The organism is Nesterenkonia sp. CL21 (assembly GCF_031705515.1).
Classification (GTDB): domain Bacteria; phylum Actinomycetota; class Actinomycetes; order Actinomycetales; family Micrococcaceae; genus Nesterenkonia; species Nesterenkonia aethiopica.
This window is the reverse complement of sequence record NZ_JAUTWR010000001.1, coordinates 675285-691517: the sequence shown is the minus strand read 5'-3', so window position 1 is coordinate 691517 and position 16233 is coordinate 675285. Positions and strand designations below refer to the sequence as shown.

At 71.0% G+C, this 16233-nt stretch carries 14 protein-coding genes; 7 read left to right on the top strand and 7 right to left on the bottom strand.

Going from position 1 to position 16233, the window contains the following annotated elements; all coding sequences use genetic code 11:
- Positions 1-76 precede the first annotated feature (76 nt).
- From Q7C18_RS03120 to Q7C18_RS03110, 3 genes are read right to left on the bottom strand one after another with little or no spacing between them, the layout of a single operon-like run.
- Positions 77-952: an RNA methyltransferase gene (locus Q7C18_RS03120; protein ID WP_311024138.1), complete on the bottom strand. Its 876-nt coding sequence runs from the start codon at positions 950-952 to the stop codon at positions 77-79.
- A complete protein-coding gene (locus Q7C18_RS03115) occupies positions 949-1791 on the bottom strand; it encodes a sulfite exporter TauE/SafE family protein (protein ID WP_311024436.1) in 843 nt (280 codons plus the stop codon). Before Q7C18_RS03115 ends, Q7C18_RS03120 begins: the two co-directional genes overlap by 4 nt.
- Positions 1792-1798: 7 nt before the next feature.
- Positions 1799-2587 (bottom strand): ABC transporter ATP-binding protein, encoded by a 789-nt coding sequence (locus tag Q7C18_RS03110; protein WP_311024136.1) that lies wholly within the window; start codon positions 2585-2587, stop codon positions 1799-1801.
- A gap of 39 nt (positions 2588-2626) precedes the next feature.
- Between Q7C18_RS03110 and serB the strand changes: the two genes are divergently transcribed.
- The 7 genes from serB (at position 2627) to pgl (ending at position 12724) form a co-directional block, all read left to right on the top strand.
- A complete protein-coding gene (gene serB, locus Q7C18_RS03105; protein WP_237089891.1) occupies positions 2627-3679 on the top strand; it encodes a phosphoserine phosphatase SerB in 1053 nt (350 codons plus the stop codon).
- 323 nt (positions 3680-4002) lie between these two features.
- Positions 4003-6129, top strand: coding sequence for a transketolase (gene tkt / locus Q7C18_RS03100; protein WP_311024134.1), 2127 nt, complete (start codon positions 4003-4005; stop codon positions 6127-6129).
- 70 nt (positions 6130-6199) lie between these two features.
- The gene (gene tal, locus Q7C18_RS03095) at positions 6200-7321 is read left to right on the top strand and encodes a transaldolase (RefSeq protein ID WP_311024132.1); all 1122 of its coding nucleotides are present in this window, start codon (positions 6200-6202) and stop codon (positions 7319-7321) included.
- 305 nt (positions 7322-7626) lie between these two features.
- On the top strand, positions 7627-9267 hold the full coding sequence (locus Q7C18_RS03090; RefSeq protein WP_311024131.1) for a glucose-6-phosphate isomerase: 1641 nt from the start codon (positions 7627-7629) through the stop codon (positions 9265-9267).
- Positions 9268-9317: 50 nt separating this feature from the next.
- Positions 9318-10916, top strand: a complete 1599-nt coding sequence (zwf, locus tag Q7C18_RS03085; RefSeq protein WP_070158775.1) for a glucose-6-phosphate dehydrogenase — start codon at positions 9318-9320, stop codon at positions 10914-10916.
- Between the two features lie 24 nt (positions 10917-10940).
- Positions 10941-11885, top strand: coding sequence for a glucose-6-phosphate dehydrogenase assembly protein OpcA (locus tag Q7C18_RS03080; protein ID WP_070158774.1), 945 nt, complete (start codon positions 10941-10943; stop codon positions 11883-11885).
- A 32-nt stretch (positions 11886-11917) separates the two neighbouring features.
- Positions 11918-12724, top strand: coding sequence for a 6-phosphogluconolactonase (gene pgl / locus Q7C18_RS03075; protein WP_311024128.1), 807 nt, complete (start codon positions 11918-11920; stop codon positions 12722-12724).
- Here the strand turns inward: pgl and Q7C18_RS03070 are convergent.
- The 4 genes from Q7C18_RS03070 to Q7C18_RS03055 all read right to left on the bottom strand — a co-directional run bounded on the left by Q7C18_RS03070 (position 12715) and on the right by Q7C18_RS03055 (position 16114).
- Positions 12715-13455, bottom strand: coding sequence for a metallophosphoesterase (locus Q7C18_RS03070; protein WP_311024126.1), 741 nt, complete (start codon positions 13453-13455; stop codon positions 12715-12717). The genes pgl and Q7C18_RS03070 overlap by 10 nt on opposite strands.
- A gap of 231 nt (positions 13456-13686) precedes the next feature.
- Positions 13687-13938: a preprotein translocase subunit SecG gene (gene secG, locus Q7C18_RS03065; RefSeq protein WP_070158772.1), complete on the bottom strand. Its 252-nt coding sequence runs from the start codon at positions 13936-13938 to the stop codon at positions 13687-13689.
- Between the two features lie 55 nt (positions 13939-13993).
- Complete coding sequence (gene tpiA, locus Q7C18_RS03060; RefSeq protein ID WP_311024124.1) at positions 13994-14818, bottom strand: triose-phosphate isomerase; 825 nt, start codon at positions 14816-14818, stop codon at positions 13994-13996.
- A gap of 69 nt (positions 14819-14887) precedes the next feature.
- On the bottom strand, positions 14888-16114 hold the full coding sequence (locus Q7C18_RS03055) for a phosphoglycerate kinase (protein WP_311024122.1): 1227 nt from the start codon (positions 16112-16114) through the stop codon (positions 14888-14890).
- Between the last annotated feature and the right edge of the window lie 119 nt (positions 16115-16233).

Here is a 16233-nt window from a genome sequence, read left to right as displayed (position 1 = left end):
CCACAGTCTGACCACGACGCCTCCGCGCCGCGCACGTCACCGGGTCGAACAGCGGATCACCGGGTCGAACAGCGGGTCACCGGGTCGAATAGAACGCCACGGCGGAGGCGGCGGCCACGTTGAGGGAGTCCACGCCGCGCATCATGGGGATCGTCACCCGCGCGTCCAGACGCCGCTCGGTCTCCTCCCGCAGCCCGTCTCCCTCATTGCCCAGCACCAGGGCGAGCCGACTGTGGTCCTGAGCCACCAGGTCGTCCAGCGGCACCGAGCCCTCCCCCAGCGAGAGTCCGGCCACCACGAAGCCGGCGGCCTGCAGGGACGCCAGGCCGTCCGGCCACGGGTGGACCCGGGTCCACGGCATCTGGAACACCGCCCCCATCGAGACCCGGATCGCCCGCCGGTACAGCGGGTCGGCACACGCCGGGGAGAGCAGCACCGCATCCACGCCCAGCGCCGCCGCCGAGCGGAACACGGCCCCGACGTTCGTGTGGTCGGTCAGATCCTCCAGGATCCCGACTCGCAGGCGCGCGTCCTTCTGATCCGCATCGATGCCGTCCAGCACCTCGTCCAGACGCAGCTCGGCCGGCCGATGCATCGCTGCGAGCGCGCCACGGTGCAGATGGAATCCGGTGATGTCCTGCAGGACCTGCTGCTCCCCCAGGTACACGGGCGCCTGCGGCCAGCGGGCGACGACGTCGGCGAGACCGGCCAAGTGACGGTGCTCCATGAAGAAGGACCGTGGCCGGTGCCCGGCGTCGACCGCCCGGCGCACCACCTGGCTGGACTCCGCCATGTACATTCCGTGGGCGATGTCCTGGCGGCGCCGCAGCGCCGCGTCGGTCAGGGACCGGTAGTCCGTGGCCCGCGGATCATCGGCGGAGTCCAGCACCACGATCGGATTGGGGACCGACGCCACAGCGTCGCGCTCGGGCCCGGAGACGCCGCCGCTCATGCGCCCAGCAGGTTGCGGATCATGACGACCAGGGCCACCACGCCCAGGGTGACGATCACCAGGCGCAGCACCAGCGGCTTCATCCGCCGCCCGACCCAGGCTCCGGCGAAGCCGCCGATGGTGGAGCCCACGGCGATGATCGCGACCACGATCCACTCGATCCGGTCGATGGCCAGGAACAGGTAGCTCACCGCGGCGGTGAGGTTCACGGTGAGGACCAGGGCGTTCTTGACCGCGTTGGCCTGCTGCAGGGTCGCGGCCAGGAAGACCCCCAGGATGCCGACCAGCAGCACGCCCTGGGCCGCGACGAAGTACCCGCCGTAGACGCCGGCGAAGAACACCAGGGCGATCAGCAGCGGGCCCACCTCGGGCCGCTCAGGCGGCGGAGCCTCCCCGTTCTGCACGGCGATCTCGGTGCGGCGCTCCTGTTCGGCGGCCTTGCGGGCCCGGACCCAGCGCTGCAGCCGCGGCTGGAAGATCACGAAGAACAGCGCGACCACGATGAGCGCCGGGGCGACGGTCTCGAAGACCTCCTCGGGCAGGGTCAGCAGCAGCAGGGCACCGACCACGCCACCGAGCAGCGAGACCGGCACCAGACGCAGCAGCGTCCCACCGACCTGAGCGATCTCCCGTCGATAGCCCCAGGTGCCGGTGATGTTCCCGGCGATGAGCCCCATGGCGTTGGAGATCGTCGCCGTCACCGGGGGAAAGCCCATGGCCACCAGCACGGGGAAGGTCACCAGGGTCCCGGAGCCGACGACGGTGTTGATCGCCCCGGCCCAGACGGCGGCCAGCGCGATGATCAGGACCTGGTCCAGGCCCAGCCCGAAGATGTCCACGCCCACGTCAACGGGAGGCGGCGAACGCCGAGAAGCGCCCGTTGCGGGTGTGGAGCTCCAGCGGCATGTCGAAGGTGGTCGACAGGTTCTCCGAGGTCAGCACCTCGTCGATCGGCCCCTGGGCGACCGACCGGCCGTCGCGGAGCAGCAGCACGTGGGTGAAGCCCGGAGGGATCTCCTCCAGGTGATGGGTGACCAGCACCGTGGTGGGAGCATCCTCGGAGGCCACGAGCTCGGCGGTGCGGTGCACCAGCGACTCCCGCCCGGCGAGGTCCAGCCCTGCTCCCGGCTCGTCGAGCAGCAGCAGCTCCGGGTCGGTCATCAATGCCCGGGCGATCTGCACCCTCTTGCGCTCCCCCTCGCTCAGGGTGGCGAAGGGGCGGTCGAAGACGGTGCCCACTCCCCAGGTGTTGAGCAGCTCGAAGGCGCGGCGCTCGTCCAGGCGCTCGTACTCCTCGCGCCAGCGGCCCGTCACCCCGTAGGCGGCGGTGACGACCATGTCCAGGGCCTTCTCCCGGGTCGGCATCGTGGAGGCCAGGGCGTTGGAGCACAGGCCGATGCGCGGCCGCAGCTCGAAGACGTCGACCGCACCGAGACGCTCGTCCAGGATGCCCACCTGCCCCTGGGTGGGGTGGAGACGCGCCGCGGCGATCTGCAGCAGAGTGGTCTTGCCCGCACCGTTGGGGCCGAGCACCACCCAACGCTCGTCCTCTCCCACGGTCCACGTGACGTCGTCGAGCAGATGCTTCCGGCCGCGGCGCACACTGACGCCCTGGATGTCGAGGACAAGACTCATGAGCCCCAGACTATCGAAGCCCGATACCCTGGTCGCACTATGACTGCTTCCTCCGGCCGCGTGTCTCCCAGCCCCTCGTCAGCACCTTCCACCGAGGCTCCCGCCTCTCCGGATCTGCCGCCCGGCACCGTCGCGATGATCGCCGCCCGGCGCCTCGACGTGCCGCTGCTGCGCTCGCTCACTGCGGAGCTGGAGCGCCGCGGGGCCGTGCACAGCGTCGAGTCCCGCACGGTGGCCGTGCGGGACGCCGCCGGTGACGGCGAGGTCGAGGTGGCCCGCTGGTCGGTGACGTTGGATGACGCCGACGACTCGTACGGCACGCAGCTGCTGATCGCCCTGCTGCAGGACGTCGCGGACCGCATCGGTGACCTGCTGGAGGCCGAGGGCCTCGGCGAGGAGGGCCTCGACGGCGCGGCCGCGGTGACCACCACCGTCCTTCCGGCGGCCATGCGCCCGCCGGGTCCGCGGATGCTGCTCATGGACGTGGACTCCACCCTCATCGACCAGGAGGTCATCGAGCTGCTCGCCCGGCATGCCGGCCGTGAGCAGGAGGTCGCCCAGGTCACGGAGCGGGCGATGCGCGGAGAGCTGGACTTCGCGGCCTCGCTCCACGAGCGGGTCGCCGCGCTCCAGGACCTGCCGCTGTCGGTCATCGACTCCACTGTCGACGCGGTCTCCCCCACCTGCGGCGCCGAACGGCTCATCTCCGGATTCCAGCGTCGCGGCTGGACGGCCTGCGCGGTCTCCGGAGGATTCGTCCAGGTCCTGGACCCCCTGGCGCATCGGCTGGGCCTGGACCGCGCCGACGCCAACACCTTGGAGATCGAGGCCGGCCGCCTGACCGGTCGTGTGGCCGGCGCCGTGGTGGATCGTGCGGCGAAGCGGGACCGTCTGCTCCGCTGGGCCGCCGAGGACGGCGTCGACGCCTCCTCCGTGGTGGCCGTGGGCGACGGCGCCAACGACCTGGACATGGTCGCCGCCGCCGGCGTCGGCGTCGCCTTCTGCGCCAAGCCTGCCCTGGCGGAGCAGTCCGACCTGGTGATCCGACACCGCTCCCTGGAGCTGGTGTCCCTCGCGCTCGGTCTCGACTGACCCTTCTGCACGCTCATGTGCGCCGCTCATCTGAGCATGTTCCCTCCGATGACGCCCCCTGGCGAAGAAATCGGAAACCGCATTCCCATTGCCCTCACCCCCATGGAGATTCCCGAGAATCCGCGGAAGTCCTCGTCTCGCCTGGCCAGACGCGCGATCGGAGCACCCACCCACCCCTTCTCACCTCACCCATGCGCTCGCGTGAGCAAACGGCAATCCCCACATGATGCGAGACACATATGCTCGACCCCGGTAGTCTGGACACGCGCGGCACGACGATGTGCAGCCTCGTTGTCATCCGTCAAAACCTTGGAGGAACCTCAGTGACCGAAACAGCCGTGAACGACTCCGCCGTCTTCAGCGATCTCGACGAGCGGGCCGTCGACACCCTGCGCGTGCTGGCCGCCGACGCCGTCGAGAAGGTCGGCTCCGGCCACCCCGGTACGGCCATGTCGCTGGCTCCCGCCGCCTATCTGCTCTTCCAGAAGGTCATGAGGCATGACCCGAAGGATCCCACCTGGATCGGTCGTGACCGGTTCATCCTCTCTCCGGGGCACACGTCGCTGACTCTCTACCTCCAGCTGTTCTTCTCCGGCTACGGCCTGGAGCTGGACGACATCAAGGCCCTGCGCACCTGGGACTCGCTGACCCCGGGGCACCCCGAGTACGGCCACACCGACGGTGTGGAGATCACCACCGGCCCGCTGGGCCAGGGGCTCGCCTCCGCCGTCGGCTTCGCCTACGGCCAGCGCCGCATGCGGGGTCTGCTGGACCCCGACGCCGCTCCGGGCGGGAGCCCCTTCGACCACACCGTGTGGGTCATCGCCTCCGACGGCGACCTGCAGGAGGGCGTCACCTCCGAGGCCTCCTCGCTCGCAGGCCACCAGCAGCTGGGCAACCTCGTCGTCATCTACGACGACAACAAGATCTCCATCGAGGACGACACGGACATCGCCTTCACCGAGGACGTCTCGGCCCGCTACGAGGCCTACGGCTGGCACGTCCAGCGGGTCGACTGGCTGAAGACCGGCGACTACGTCGAGGACGTGGCCGAGCTCGAGCGTGCCATCGCCGAGGCGAAGGCGACCACCGACAAGCCCTCGCTGATCAGCCTGCGCACCATCATCGGCTGGCCGGCCCCCACCAAGCAGAACACCGGCGGCATCCACGGCGCCAAGCTCGGCGGCGACGAGCTGGCCGCGCTGAAGACGGTCCTCGGCGTCGACCCCGAGGCACACTTCGCCGTCGACGACGAGGTCCTCGCCCACGCCCGCCAGGTGGTGGACCGCGGGGCCGCCGCCCACGCCGAGTGGGACCAGTCCTACCAGGCCTGGCGTCAGGCCAACCCCGAGGCCGCCGCGCTGCTGGACCGCCTGACCGCCGGCGAGCTGCCCGAGGGCTGGGAGGAGAGCCTCCCCGAGTTCCCGGCCGGCGAGGCCGTGGCCACCCGCGCCGCCTCCGGCAAGGTCCTCAACGCCGTCGGCGACGTGCTGCCCGAGCTCTGGGGCGGCTCCGCAGACCTGGCTGGGTCCAACAACACGCTGATCGCGGCCTCCCCCTCCTTCGTTCCGGAGGAGCGATCCACCTCGAAGTTCTCCGGCAACCCCTACGGCCGGAACCTGCACTTCGGCGTCCGGGAGCACGCCGCAGCGGCCATCACCAACGGCATCCAGCTCTCGACGCCGCTGCGCACCTACAACGGCACCTTCCTCATCTTCTCCGACTATCAGCGTCCGGCGATCCGCCTGGCGGCGCTGATGGGGATCGGCTCCATCTTCGTGTGGACCCACGACTCCATCGGCCTCGGTGAGGACGGCCCGACCCACCAGCCGGTGGAGCAGCTCGCCTCCCTGCGGGCGATCCCGGGACTCGACGTGGTCCGTCCCGGTGACCCGAACGAGGTCGTCGTCGCCTGGCGCGAGGTGCTGCGCCGCGGGGACCGTCCGGCCGGCCTGGCGCTGACGCGTCAGGGCATCCCCACCTACGAGCGCGGGGAGGGTGCGGCGACCGCGGAGTCCTTCGGCTCGGTCGAGGGGGCCGCCCGGGGTGCCTACGTGCTCGCCGAGGCCGTCAGGGATGGCCAGGCCGTCACCCCCGATGTGATCCTGATCGGCACGGGGTCCGAGGTGCCGCTGGCCGTGGAGGCTCGCGAGCAGCTGGCCGCCAAGGGCGTCGCCGCCCGTGTGGTCTCCGCTCCCTGCCTGGAGTGGTTCGCAGAGCAGGACGGCGCGTACCGGGAGCAGGTCCTGCCCTCCTCGGTGAAGGCCCGTGTGGCGGTGGAGGCGGCGCACCCGATGAGCTGGCACCGGCTCGTCGGCGACGCCGGCCGCGTGGTCGGCCTCGACCACTTCGGCGCCTCCGCCGACTATCAGACCCTGTACCGCGAGTTCGGCATCACCTCCGAGGCCGTCGCCGCGGCCGCCGAGGAGTCCGTCGCGGCCGCGCGCTGACCGCCGCCCCGCAGTTCCGACCCCCAGGGCGACGCCGTCGCCCGCTGACATGTCATCAGGAGACATACCCATGACGAACCCGAACACCCAGGCGCTCTCCGACCAGGGCGTCTCCATCTGGCTGGACGACCTCTCCCGCGAGCGTCTCGACTCCGGCTCGCTGGCCGAGCTCATCGAGAGCCACCACGTGGTCGGTGTGACCACCAACCCGACGATCTTCGAGAACGCTCTGGCCAAGGGCGAGGCCTACGAGAAGCAGCTCAGCGAGCTCGCCGCCGCCGGCGCCGATGCGGAGAAGGCCGTCTTCGAGATCACCACCGCCGATGTGCGCCAGGCCTGCGACGTCTTCGCCGGCGTCTACGAGCGCACCGACGGCGTGGACGGCCGGGTCTCGATCGAGGTCGACCCCCGTCTCGCCCGCGACACCGAGGGCACCATCGCGCAGGCCAAGGAGCTCGCGGAGGCGGTCGGGCGTGAGAACGTGCTGATCAAGATCCCCGCCACGGTGGAGGGCATCGAGGCGATCGCCGCAGTGCTCGCCGAGGGCATCAGCGTCAACGTCACGCTGATCTTCTCCCTGGAGCGGTACCGCGCGGTCATCAACGCGTTCATGCTCGGACTGGAGAAGGCCCACGCCGAGGGCAAGGACATCTCGACGATCCACTCCGTGGCCTCCTTCTTCGTCTCGCGCGTCGACTCCGAGGTGGACAAGCGTCTGGAGCTGGCTGCGGAGGAGGGCAAGCCGGGCACTGAGAAGCTGCGCAGCGCCGCGGCACTCGCCAATGCCCGGCTGGCCCACCAGATCGCCGGCGAGTCGTTCAGCTCCGAGCGCTGGCAGCTGCTGGCGGATCGCGGCGCGCGCCCCCAGCGCCTGCTGCTGGCCTCCACCGGCACCAAGGACCCCAACCTCTCGGACACGCTGTACGTGACCGAGCTGGTGGCCGCCGGCGTGGTCAACACCATGCCGGAGAAGACCCTCATGGCGCTGGCCGACCACGGCGTGGTCGAGGGCGACACGATGACCGACACCTACGTGGAGTCCAACCGGGTCCTCGACGGCATCGCCGCGGCCGGCATCAGCTACCGCGACGTCGTGGACACCCTCGAGACCGAGGGGCTCGACAAGTTCGTGCAGTCCTGGGAAGGCCTGCTGGGCACCATCGACGCGGGTCTGCGTCGCGTGGTGGCCTGACCCTCCCACGGACTCGACCGTCCCCGGACGCCCGGGAGACGCCGCAGACCGCGGCGTCTCCCGGGCCACGGGGCCGGTCCCCCGGCCCGCCCCACGGCGTCCGCTCGCCGCGGACCAGCCTCTGCTCCACGAGACCCGGCGCCGCAGCCACAGCGCCTCCTCCTGCTCCACCCCTGATTCCCCGCTCCATCTCTGACCCTCGCTGACGCGGAGTCGGCCGTTCCGGGGCTCCCGTCAGCGGCCCGCGCCGGCGAGGGCACTCCCCGAACCCGTCCGGCAGCTTCCGCTTCGAAAGGATGCACACCATGAGTTCGCTCTCCCTCACCCTGCGCGGGGCCGCCCGCGACGCCGTGGACGCCCAGGTCCCTGGACTGATCGACCACGAGTTCGCCAGCCGTCTGGCCGCCCAGGACCACACCCTCTGGGGTGCGGCCGCCGAGGACGAGGCCTCGAAGCGTCTCGGCTGGGTGTCCCTGTTCGCCGACTCCCGGGAGCTGCTCCCCCGCATCGCCGAGCTGCGTGACCAGCTCGCCGCCGAAGGAGTCGACCGTGTGGTGCTGGCCGGCATGGGCGGATCGTCGCTGGCCCCCGAAGTCATCTGCGCCACCGAGGGGGTGGAGCTGACCGTACTGGACTCCACCGACCCGCAGCACGTGGCCGCCGTCGTCGGCACGGCTGTGGAGCGCACCGTGCTGGTGGTCTCCTCCAAGTCCGGCTCCACCGTGGAGACCGACTCGCAGCGCCGGATCGTCTCCGCGGCGTTCGCCGCGGCCGGCATCGACGCCGCCTCCCGCACCGTGGTCGTGACTGACCCCGGCTCCCCGTTGGCCGAGTCCGCGGCGGCCGACGGGGTGCGGGCGGTCTTCGAGGCCGATCCCACCGTCGGGGGTCGCTACTCCGCCCTCACCGCCTTCGGCCTCGTCCCCTCCGGGTTGGCCGGCGCCGACATCGAGGCCCTCCTCGACGACGCCGAGGAGGCCTTCACGGTCCTGGCAGGCGACGACGACGCCAACCCGGGGCTGCAGCTCGGCTCCGCGATCGGCGGCACCCAGCCGCTGCGCAACAAGCTGGTCATCACCGACGCCGGCTCCCCGCTGGTGGGCCTGGGCGCATGGATCGAGCAGCTCATCGCCGAGTCCACCGGCAAGGAGGGCACCGGCGTGCTGCCGGTGATCGTCTCCGACGGCGAGCCGGAGCTCACCCGCGAGCTGGACGACGTGCTCGTGGTGCAGATCGTCGACGCCGACGCCGAGGAGGGTTCCTCGGTGGACGGCGACACCGCGGACACCGTCGTCACCCCGCATGTCGTGCGCACCGGCGGGAGCCTGGGGGCGCAGTTCGTGCTCTGGGAGGTCGCCACCGCCGTCGCCGGGGCACTGCTGGGCATCAATCCCTTCGACCAGCCTGACGTGGAGTCCGCCAAGACCGCGGCCCGCGGTCTGCTGGACTCCCCCGCGCCTGAAGCCGGCGACGCCGTGACCGACGGTGCCGTGGAGATCCGTACCGCCGGAGGAGCACCGGTCGGCGAGGACCTGGGCTCCGCCCTGCGCGGCCTGCTCGCGCAGGTGCCCGGGGACGGCTATGTGGCCGTCATGGCGTACCTGGACCGCACCTCCGAGGCGCGTCTGGAAGATGTGCGCGCGCAGTTCGCCGCCCACACCGGACGACCCGTGACCTTCGGCTGGGGGCCGCGCTTCCTGCACTCCACGGGCCAGTTCCACAAGGGCGGCCCCCACGTGGGCGTCTTCCTGCAGATCACTGCGGACGCCGCCGAGGACCTCGAGGTCCCCGGCCGGCCGTTCACCCTGCAGAAGCTCATCGGCGCCCAGGCGGCCGGTGACGCCCAGGTGCTGGCCGGTCACGGGATGCCGGTGCTCCAGCTGCATCTGACCGACCGCGCCGCCGGGCTCCAGCAGGTGCTCGACGCCGTCGACGCCCTGTCCTGACCCACGGTCCAGATCCTGCCCTGACCAGGAGAGACACAGAGAGAGCTCGCATGAATCCGACCCTTCGGAGCACCCCGCGCAGCAGCCGCACCTCCCGCGGAGGCAATCCGCTGCGCGATGTCCGCGACAGGCGGCTGAACCGTATCGCCGGGCCCAGCGCCATGGTGATGTTCGGCGTCACCGGTGACCTGGCCCGGAAGAAGCTGCTGCCGGCGATCTACGACCTCGCCAACCGAGGACTGCTGCCGCCGAGCTTCTCCCTGGTGGGCTTCGGCCGCCGAGACTGGACCCACGAGCAGTTCGCCGCCGAGGTCCTCGACCATGTGAAGGCCTCGGCGCGCACCAGCTTCGACCAGCGGGTGTGGGACCAGCTCTCCGCGGGGCTGCGGTTCGTCCCGGCCGCAGGATTCGACGACGACGACGCCTACGCCCGCCTGGGCGAGACGCTGCGGGAGGTCCAGGAGTCCCGCGGGACCCGAGGCAACCACGCCTTCTACCTGTCGATCCCGCCGAACTCCTTCGACGTGGTCTGTGAGAAGCTCTCCGCCCATGGCCTCGCCTCCCGCCAGGAGGAGACGGCCGCCCGCAACGGGCGTTCCACGCCGTGGAGCCGAGTGGTCATCGAGAAGCCGTTCGGCCACGACCTGGCCTCCGCCCGGGAGCTGAACCGCGTGGTGGAGAAGGTCTTCCCCTCAGACTCGGTGTTCCGCATCGACCACTACCTGGGCAAGGAGACGGTCCAGAACCTGCTGGCCCTGCGCTTCGCCAACCAGCTGTTCGAACCCCTCTGGAACGCCCAGCACGTGGACCACGTGCAGATCACCATGGCCGAGGACATCGGCATCGGCGGACGTGCCAGCTACTACGACGGCGTCGGCGCGGCCCGCGACGTCATCCAGAACCACCTGCTGCAGCTGCTGGCGCTCACGGCCATGGAGGAGCCGATCTCCTTCGACGCCCGCGACCTGCGCGCGGAGAAGGAGAAGGTGCTGGCCGCCGTCACTCTCCCCGAGGACCTCGGCGCCGCCTCGGCCCGCGGGCAGTACGCCTCCGGCTGGCAGGGCGGCGAGAAGGTCGTCGGGTTCCTGGACGAGGAAGGCTTCAACCCGGAGTCCAGGACCGAGACGTTCGCGGCGCTGAAGCTGGACATCAACACCCGCCGCTGGGCCGGGGTGCCCTTCTATCTGCGTGCCGGCAAACGACTGGGGCGCCGGGTCACCGAGATCGCGGTGATCTTCAAGAGGGCACCCAATCTGCTGTTCCTGGACCACGACGACCACGAGTTCGGCCAGAACGCGGTGGTCATCCGCGTCCAGCCCGATGAGGGCGCGACGATCCGCTTCGCCTCCAAGGTGCCGGGGACCCAGATGGAGGTCCGCGACGTGACCATGGACTTCGGCTACGGCCACGCCTTCACGGAGGACAGTCCAGAGGCCTACGAGCGGCTCATCCTGGATGTGCTGCTCGGCGAGCCTCCGCTGTTCCCCCGCCATGAGGAGGTCGAGCTGTCCTGGAAGATCCTCGACCCGTTCGAGGAGCACTGGGCCTCCCTCGACGAGCAGCCGGAGCCCTACGCTCCGGGCAGCTGGGGGCCCGCGTCGGCCCACGAGCTGCTGGCCCGCGACGGACGCACCTGGCGCCGGCCGTAGGCGCGCGAGACGAGGAGATGACCTGTGATCGTTGACATCCCGGACACCACCACCTCCAAGGTGTCCAAGCAGCTGAACCAGATGCGAGAGGCCGGCGGCGTCGTCGCGCTGACGCGGGTGCTGACGCTGGTGATCCTGGCCTCCGAGGAGAACGCGGAGCCGGCCATCGCGGCGGCCAACCTGGCCTCCCGGGAGCATCCGTGCCGCATCATCGTGCTCGCCACCGGCGACGCCGCGGGCGACACCCGGCTGGACGCCCAGATCCGCGTGGGCGGAGACGCCGGAGCCTCCGAGGTCATCGTGCTGCGCGCCTCCGGTGAGCTGGCCGAGCAGAACGAGTCGATGGTGGCCGCGCTGCTGCTGCCCGATGCGCCGATCGTGGCGTGGTGGGCCGATGAGATCCCGGAGGACGTGAGCCGCACACCCATCGGACGGATCGCGCACCGTCGGATCACCGACACCGCGCGGGCCTCCCGTCCGCTGGAGGCGCTGCACACGGTGGCCCGCAGCTATCACGACGGCGATTCGGACCTCGCCTGGACGCGGATCACCGGCTGGCGCATCCAGCTGGCCAGCATCCTGGACACGATGGACCCCGAGCACGTCACCGGCGCGACCGTGGAGGCGGCCCCGGAGCTGCCGTCCTCGGCGCTGCTGGCCGCCTGGCTGCAGCTGGCCCTCGGTGTGCCGGTGACGCTCACCCGCCACACGGTGGACCGGGGACTGAGCGCCGTGCGGCTGCACACCCCCGACGGCGACGTCGTACTCTCCCGGCCCGTGGGGGACATCGCGTCCCTGCACCTCCAGGATGCCCCGGTGCAGCGGGTGCCGCTGCCGCACCGTACGCTGGAGGACTGCCTGTCCGAGGAGATGCGTCGGCTCGACGCCGACGAGGTCTTCGGCGAGGTCCTCACCCGGGGCCTGCCCGAGACCGACCTGCGCGCCTGTGTGGAGCAGTCCGCGATCTGATGCCCCGTCACCCCAGCAGAGAGGCCGCCTCCATGACCGTGCCCCTGAACACCGCCGCCGCAGCGCCCCGCACCGAGCTCTTCGAGGACAAGGACTCGCTGTGCCGAGCCGTGGCGGAGCGTCTGATCGATCTGCTGCGCCGCACCGTGGCCGAGGACGGCGCGGCCCATGTGGCGCTCACGGGCGGCGGTGCAGGCATCGGCACCCTCGTCGAGGCCGCCCGGCTCTTCCGCTCGGGAGCCGCCGAAGGACTTGACCTCTCCGCGGTGCACCTCTGGTGGGGCGACGAGCGGCTGCTCCCAGCCGGCGACGCGGAGCGCAACGCGCAGCAGGCCGACGAGGCCCTGCTGGACCTGCTGGTGGCCGAGCACGGCCTGCCGGCGGCCAACATCCACCGGATGCCGTCCTCGGAGGACGCCGCCTCCCCGCGGGCGGGGGCTGAGCTCTATGCGGAACAGCTTGCCCTCCACGCCCCTGAGGGAGGCCGTGCGGGGCTGCACCTCCCGCGGTTCGCCGTCATCCTGCTCGGCGTGGGGCCCGACGGGCACATCGCCAGCCTCTTCCCGGGCAAGGCCGCTCTGCAGGTGACGGGCCGGACCACTGTGGGAGAGGACGACTCCCCCAAGCCACCGCCGCCCCGGGTGTCTCTGACGTTCGACGCGATCCACAGCGCCGAGCGGGTGTGGTTGGTCGTCGCCGGCCAGGACAAGGCCGAGGCCGTCCGCCGCGCAGCAGACGAGACCACGGAGGTCACCGAGATCCCGGCGAAGAACGCCCGTGGTGCCCGTGAGACCGTCTGGCACGTGGACCGCGCAGCCGCGGGGCACGCTCAGACCTGAGGCTCGACGGTCCGGTCCGCCCCCACGGTGCGCACCGTCGCCGACCAGCATCGGGACGACATCGACACGACGACGTACTGCCGTTGGCGAGCCCACGACGGAGCCGCCAGGAGGCCCGCCCCGGCGACTTCTCCCATGAGCGCGTGGCGCCCGTGCCCGGCGAGCACCACCCGGGTGTCGGTGCCCTCCAAGGCCTCGGTGAACGCCGAGGCGTCGGCCACCACCGCCCTCAGTGCGTCCGCCACGCCGTTCCTGGGGAACGGGAACGGCGGCGGGGAGGCCAGAGACGTCGCCACCGGTGGATGGTGCAGGCACACGACGCTTCCCCAGGGCGCGTCCGTGGCGAGTCGACGTCGCATCCAGCGCAGCTGAGCCTCCCCCAGGCGTCCCCGGCCGCTGTCCAGCAGCACGAGCCGCAGCGGGCCCAGACGGTGCACCGTCCAGGACCCAGCACGCAACGACGGGATCGCCTTGGCTGCGATGGCGTCGTCATGGTCACCCAGAGCACACAGCACGGGAGCCGCCAGTCGCGTCTCGACGCACCGCAGCGCCGCCGCAAGCATCGGATAGGACTCGGCTGTCCCCTGGTGCACCAGGTCCCCAGTGATGATGACCGCATCGGGCGGTCGGCCGATGGCGGCAGGTTGCGTCAGCTCCTCGACCAGCAGTTCCAAGGACCCCAGAGCGTCCGTGCCGGGAGCGCCCACCTGCAGGTCGCTGAGGTGGACCAAGAGGCGTTCCTCCCGCCGCGGGGGCGCTGAGCCATCACCAGCCCGTCGCGGGGAGGTGAGCAGGTCTCGTGGCATCCCCCTATGGTGTCCACCGGTGGTGACGGCAGGATGAACGCGTCCCGTCAGCGTGATGACGAATCGTCCGGACACGCGATGAGGCCCGTGACCCGACCGGACGGTCGGGTCACGGGCCCCATCCCGCGCGGTCCCGGAGGACGGCTCAGCGGAGGATCAGATGTCCACGTTGACCTGGATGAGCAGACCCAGGGCCACGACGATCAGGCCCCAGGAGACACCGAGGGCGATGGTCAGGCGGTTGAGGTTCCGCTCCGCCACGCCGGACGAGCCCAGCGAGGAGGTCACACCGCCGCCGAACATGTCAGACATTCCGCCGCCGCGCCCCTTGTGGAGCAGGATCAGCAGGATCAGCAGCAGGCTGATGACGGCCAGGAGGACCTGGAGAGCGATGGTCAGTGCAGACACAGCGGCCTTTCGTGGACGGTGGAGGTTTCAGCAGCTACCAGGATAACGCGGGAACTCAGCCCGCGTGGCCCGTGTCGATGTGCTTCTCGAACGAGACGATGTTGGCGAACTCCTCAGCCTCGAGGCTGGCACCGCCGACCAGCGCACCGTCGACGTCGGTCCCGGCGAGGATCGAGGCGACGTTCTTCGCCTTCACCGAGCCGCCGTAGAGGATCCGCACGCCGTCGGCGAACTCTGCGGAATACCGTTCGGCCAGGTGCGCACGGACCGCGGCCGCCATCTCCTGCGCGTCCTCCGGTCCCGCGACCTCACCGGTGCCGATGGCCCAGACCGGCTCATAGGCGACCACGAGCTCGCCGAGCTCATCGGCCGTGAGCCCCTCCAGGGCGCCGTCGAGCTGCGCCAGTGTGTGGGAGACGTGGTCCCCCGCCTGCCGGACCTCAAGCCCTTCGCCGACGCACAGCACCGGCGCCAGATCGTGGCGCAGCGCGGCGCGGATCTTGCGGTTGAGCAGCGCGTCGTCCTCACCATGGACCTCCCGGCGCTCCGAGTGCCCGATCAGCACCTGGGAGCAGCCCAGGCGGCTCAGGAACTGACCGGAGATGTCTCCGGTGTAGGCTCCCGAGTCGTGCTCCGAGAGATCCTGGGCGCCGTAGTCCAGGGAGAGCTTGTCTCCCGTGACCAAGGTCTGCACACCGCGGAGATCGGTGAACGGCGGGAACACGGAGACCTGGACACGCTCGTAGTCGTGTCCTGCGTCATCCAGCGTCCACGCCAGCTTCTGGACCAGGGCGATGCCCTGCATATGGTCCATGTTCATCTTCCAGTTGCCTGCGATCAGCGGGCGACGGACGAACTGCCCGTCCTTCTGAGCGGTCATGAGTCAGGTGATCCTTCCAGCGGTGGAGTCCAGCGACGGATATGTGGTGGGGTCGGTGAGGCTGGGCGCTCAGCGCTGCAGAGCCTCGATGCCCGGCAGGGACTTGCCCTCCAAGTACTCGAGGCTCGCGCCGCCGCCGGTGGAGATGTGGCCGAAGGCGGCCTCCTCGAAGCCCAGGCTGCGTACGGCGGCCGCGGAGTCTCCCCCGCCGACCACGGTGAAGCCCTCGGTCTCGGTCAGCGCGCGGGCCACTGCGGCGGTGCCGGCGGCGAAGGCCTCCATCTCGAACACGCCCATGGGGCCGTTCCAGAACACGGTGTTGGAGTCGGCGATCTCGCGGGAGAACGCCTCAGCGGTCTCCGGCCCGATGTCCAGGCCCAGCGCGGCCGCCCCGTGGGCCCCTGACTCGAGCGTCTCGACGGGAAGCACCTCGTGCTCGGCGTCGGCCGAGAACGCGGAGGCCATGACGATGTCGGTCGGCAGCACGATCCGGCAGCCGTGGCGTTCGGCCGCGGCCAGGAAGCCGCGGACCGTGTCCAGCTTGTCGTCCTCCACCAGAGAGTTCCCGATGCCGTATCCCTGGGCCTTCAGGAAGGTGAACACCATGCCGCCGCCGACCAGCAGCGTGTCCGCCCGGGACATGAGGTTCTCGATGACGGCCAGCTTGTCCGAGACCTTCGACCCGCCGAGAACCACGGTGTAGGGCCGCTGGGGGGACTCGGTCAGCCGCTCCAGCACGACCAGCTCGTCCCGGACCAGGTCTCCCTGGTAAGCGGGCAGCTGCTCGGTGATGTCGGCCACCGAGGCGTGACGCCGATGCACCGCGCCGAAGGCGTCATTGACGTAGACGCCGTCCTCCCCCGTCAGGGCGGCCAGCTCCGTGGCCAGCGCGGACCGCTCGGCGTCGTCCTTGGAGGTCTCGCGGGGGTCGAACCGCACGTTCTCCAGCAGGAGGATCTCGCCGTCGGGAAGCTCGGCGGCGTTCTCCTGCGCGGACGGGCCGACCAGATCCTCGGCACGGCGCACAGGAACTCGGCTCAGCTCGGCCATGCGGGCGGCGACCGGCGCCAGCGAGAACTGCGGGTCGACCTGGCCCTTCGGGCGGCCGAGATGGGCGGTGACCAGCACCTTGGCACCGGCCTGGGCGAGCTTCTCGAGCACCGGCAGGGAGGCACGGATCCGGCCGTCGTCGGTGACGGTCGCGCCGTCGAGGGGCACGTTGAGGTCCGATCGGACCAGGACGCGGCGGCCGGAGACGCCGTCGGCCAGCAGGGTGTCCAGTGTGGAGGCAGTCATGGGGTTCAGAGTACCAATCGGTCGGAGGGGCGGAACGGCCGAGGCCCCGCCGACCACGTCCGCGCAGGCGGTCGGGCAGGCGGGGCCTCGGTCACTGAGTCGTCAGCTGCGGCAGCGGG

Excerpts from the sequence above, each read along its gene's own strand:
- tal (WP_311024132.1), top strand. The coding sequence starts at position 6,200 with ATGACGAACCCGAACACCCAGGCGCTCTCCGACCAGGGCGTCTCCATC.
- Q7C18_RS03110 (WP_311024136.1), bottom strand. The coding sequence starts at position 2,587 with ATGAGTCTTGTCCTCGACATCCAGGGCGTCAGTGTGCGCCGCGGCCGG.
- Q7C18_RS03090 (WP_311024131.1), top strand. The coding sequence starts at position 7,627 with ATGAGTTCGCTCTCCCTCACCCTGCGCGGGGCCGCCCGCGACGCCGTG.
- Q7C18_RS03055 (WP_311024122.1), bottom strand. The coding sequence starts at position 16,114 with ATGACTGCCTCCACACTGGACACCCTGCTGGCCGACGGCGTCTCCGGC.
- zwf (WP_070158775.1), top strand. The coding sequence starts at position 9,318 with ATGAATCCGACCCTTCGGAGCACCCCGCGCAGCAGCCGCACCTCCCGC.
- Q7C18_RS03120 (WP_311024138.1), bottom strand. The coding sequence starts at position 952 with ATGAGCGGCGGCGTCTCCGGGCCCGAGCGCGACGCTGTGGCGTCGGTC.
- pgl (WP_311024128.1), top strand. The coding sequence starts at position 11,918 with ATGACCGTGCCCCTGAACACCGCCGCCGCAGCGCCCCGCACCGAGCTC.
- serB (WP_237089891.1), top strand. The coding sequence starts at position 2,627 with ATGACTGCTTCCTCCGGCCGCGTGTCTCCCAGCCCCTCGTCAGCACCT.
- tpiA (WP_311024124.1), bottom strand. The coding sequence starts at position 14,818 with ATGACCGCTCAGAAGGACGGGCAGTTCGTCCGTCGCCCGCTGATCGCA.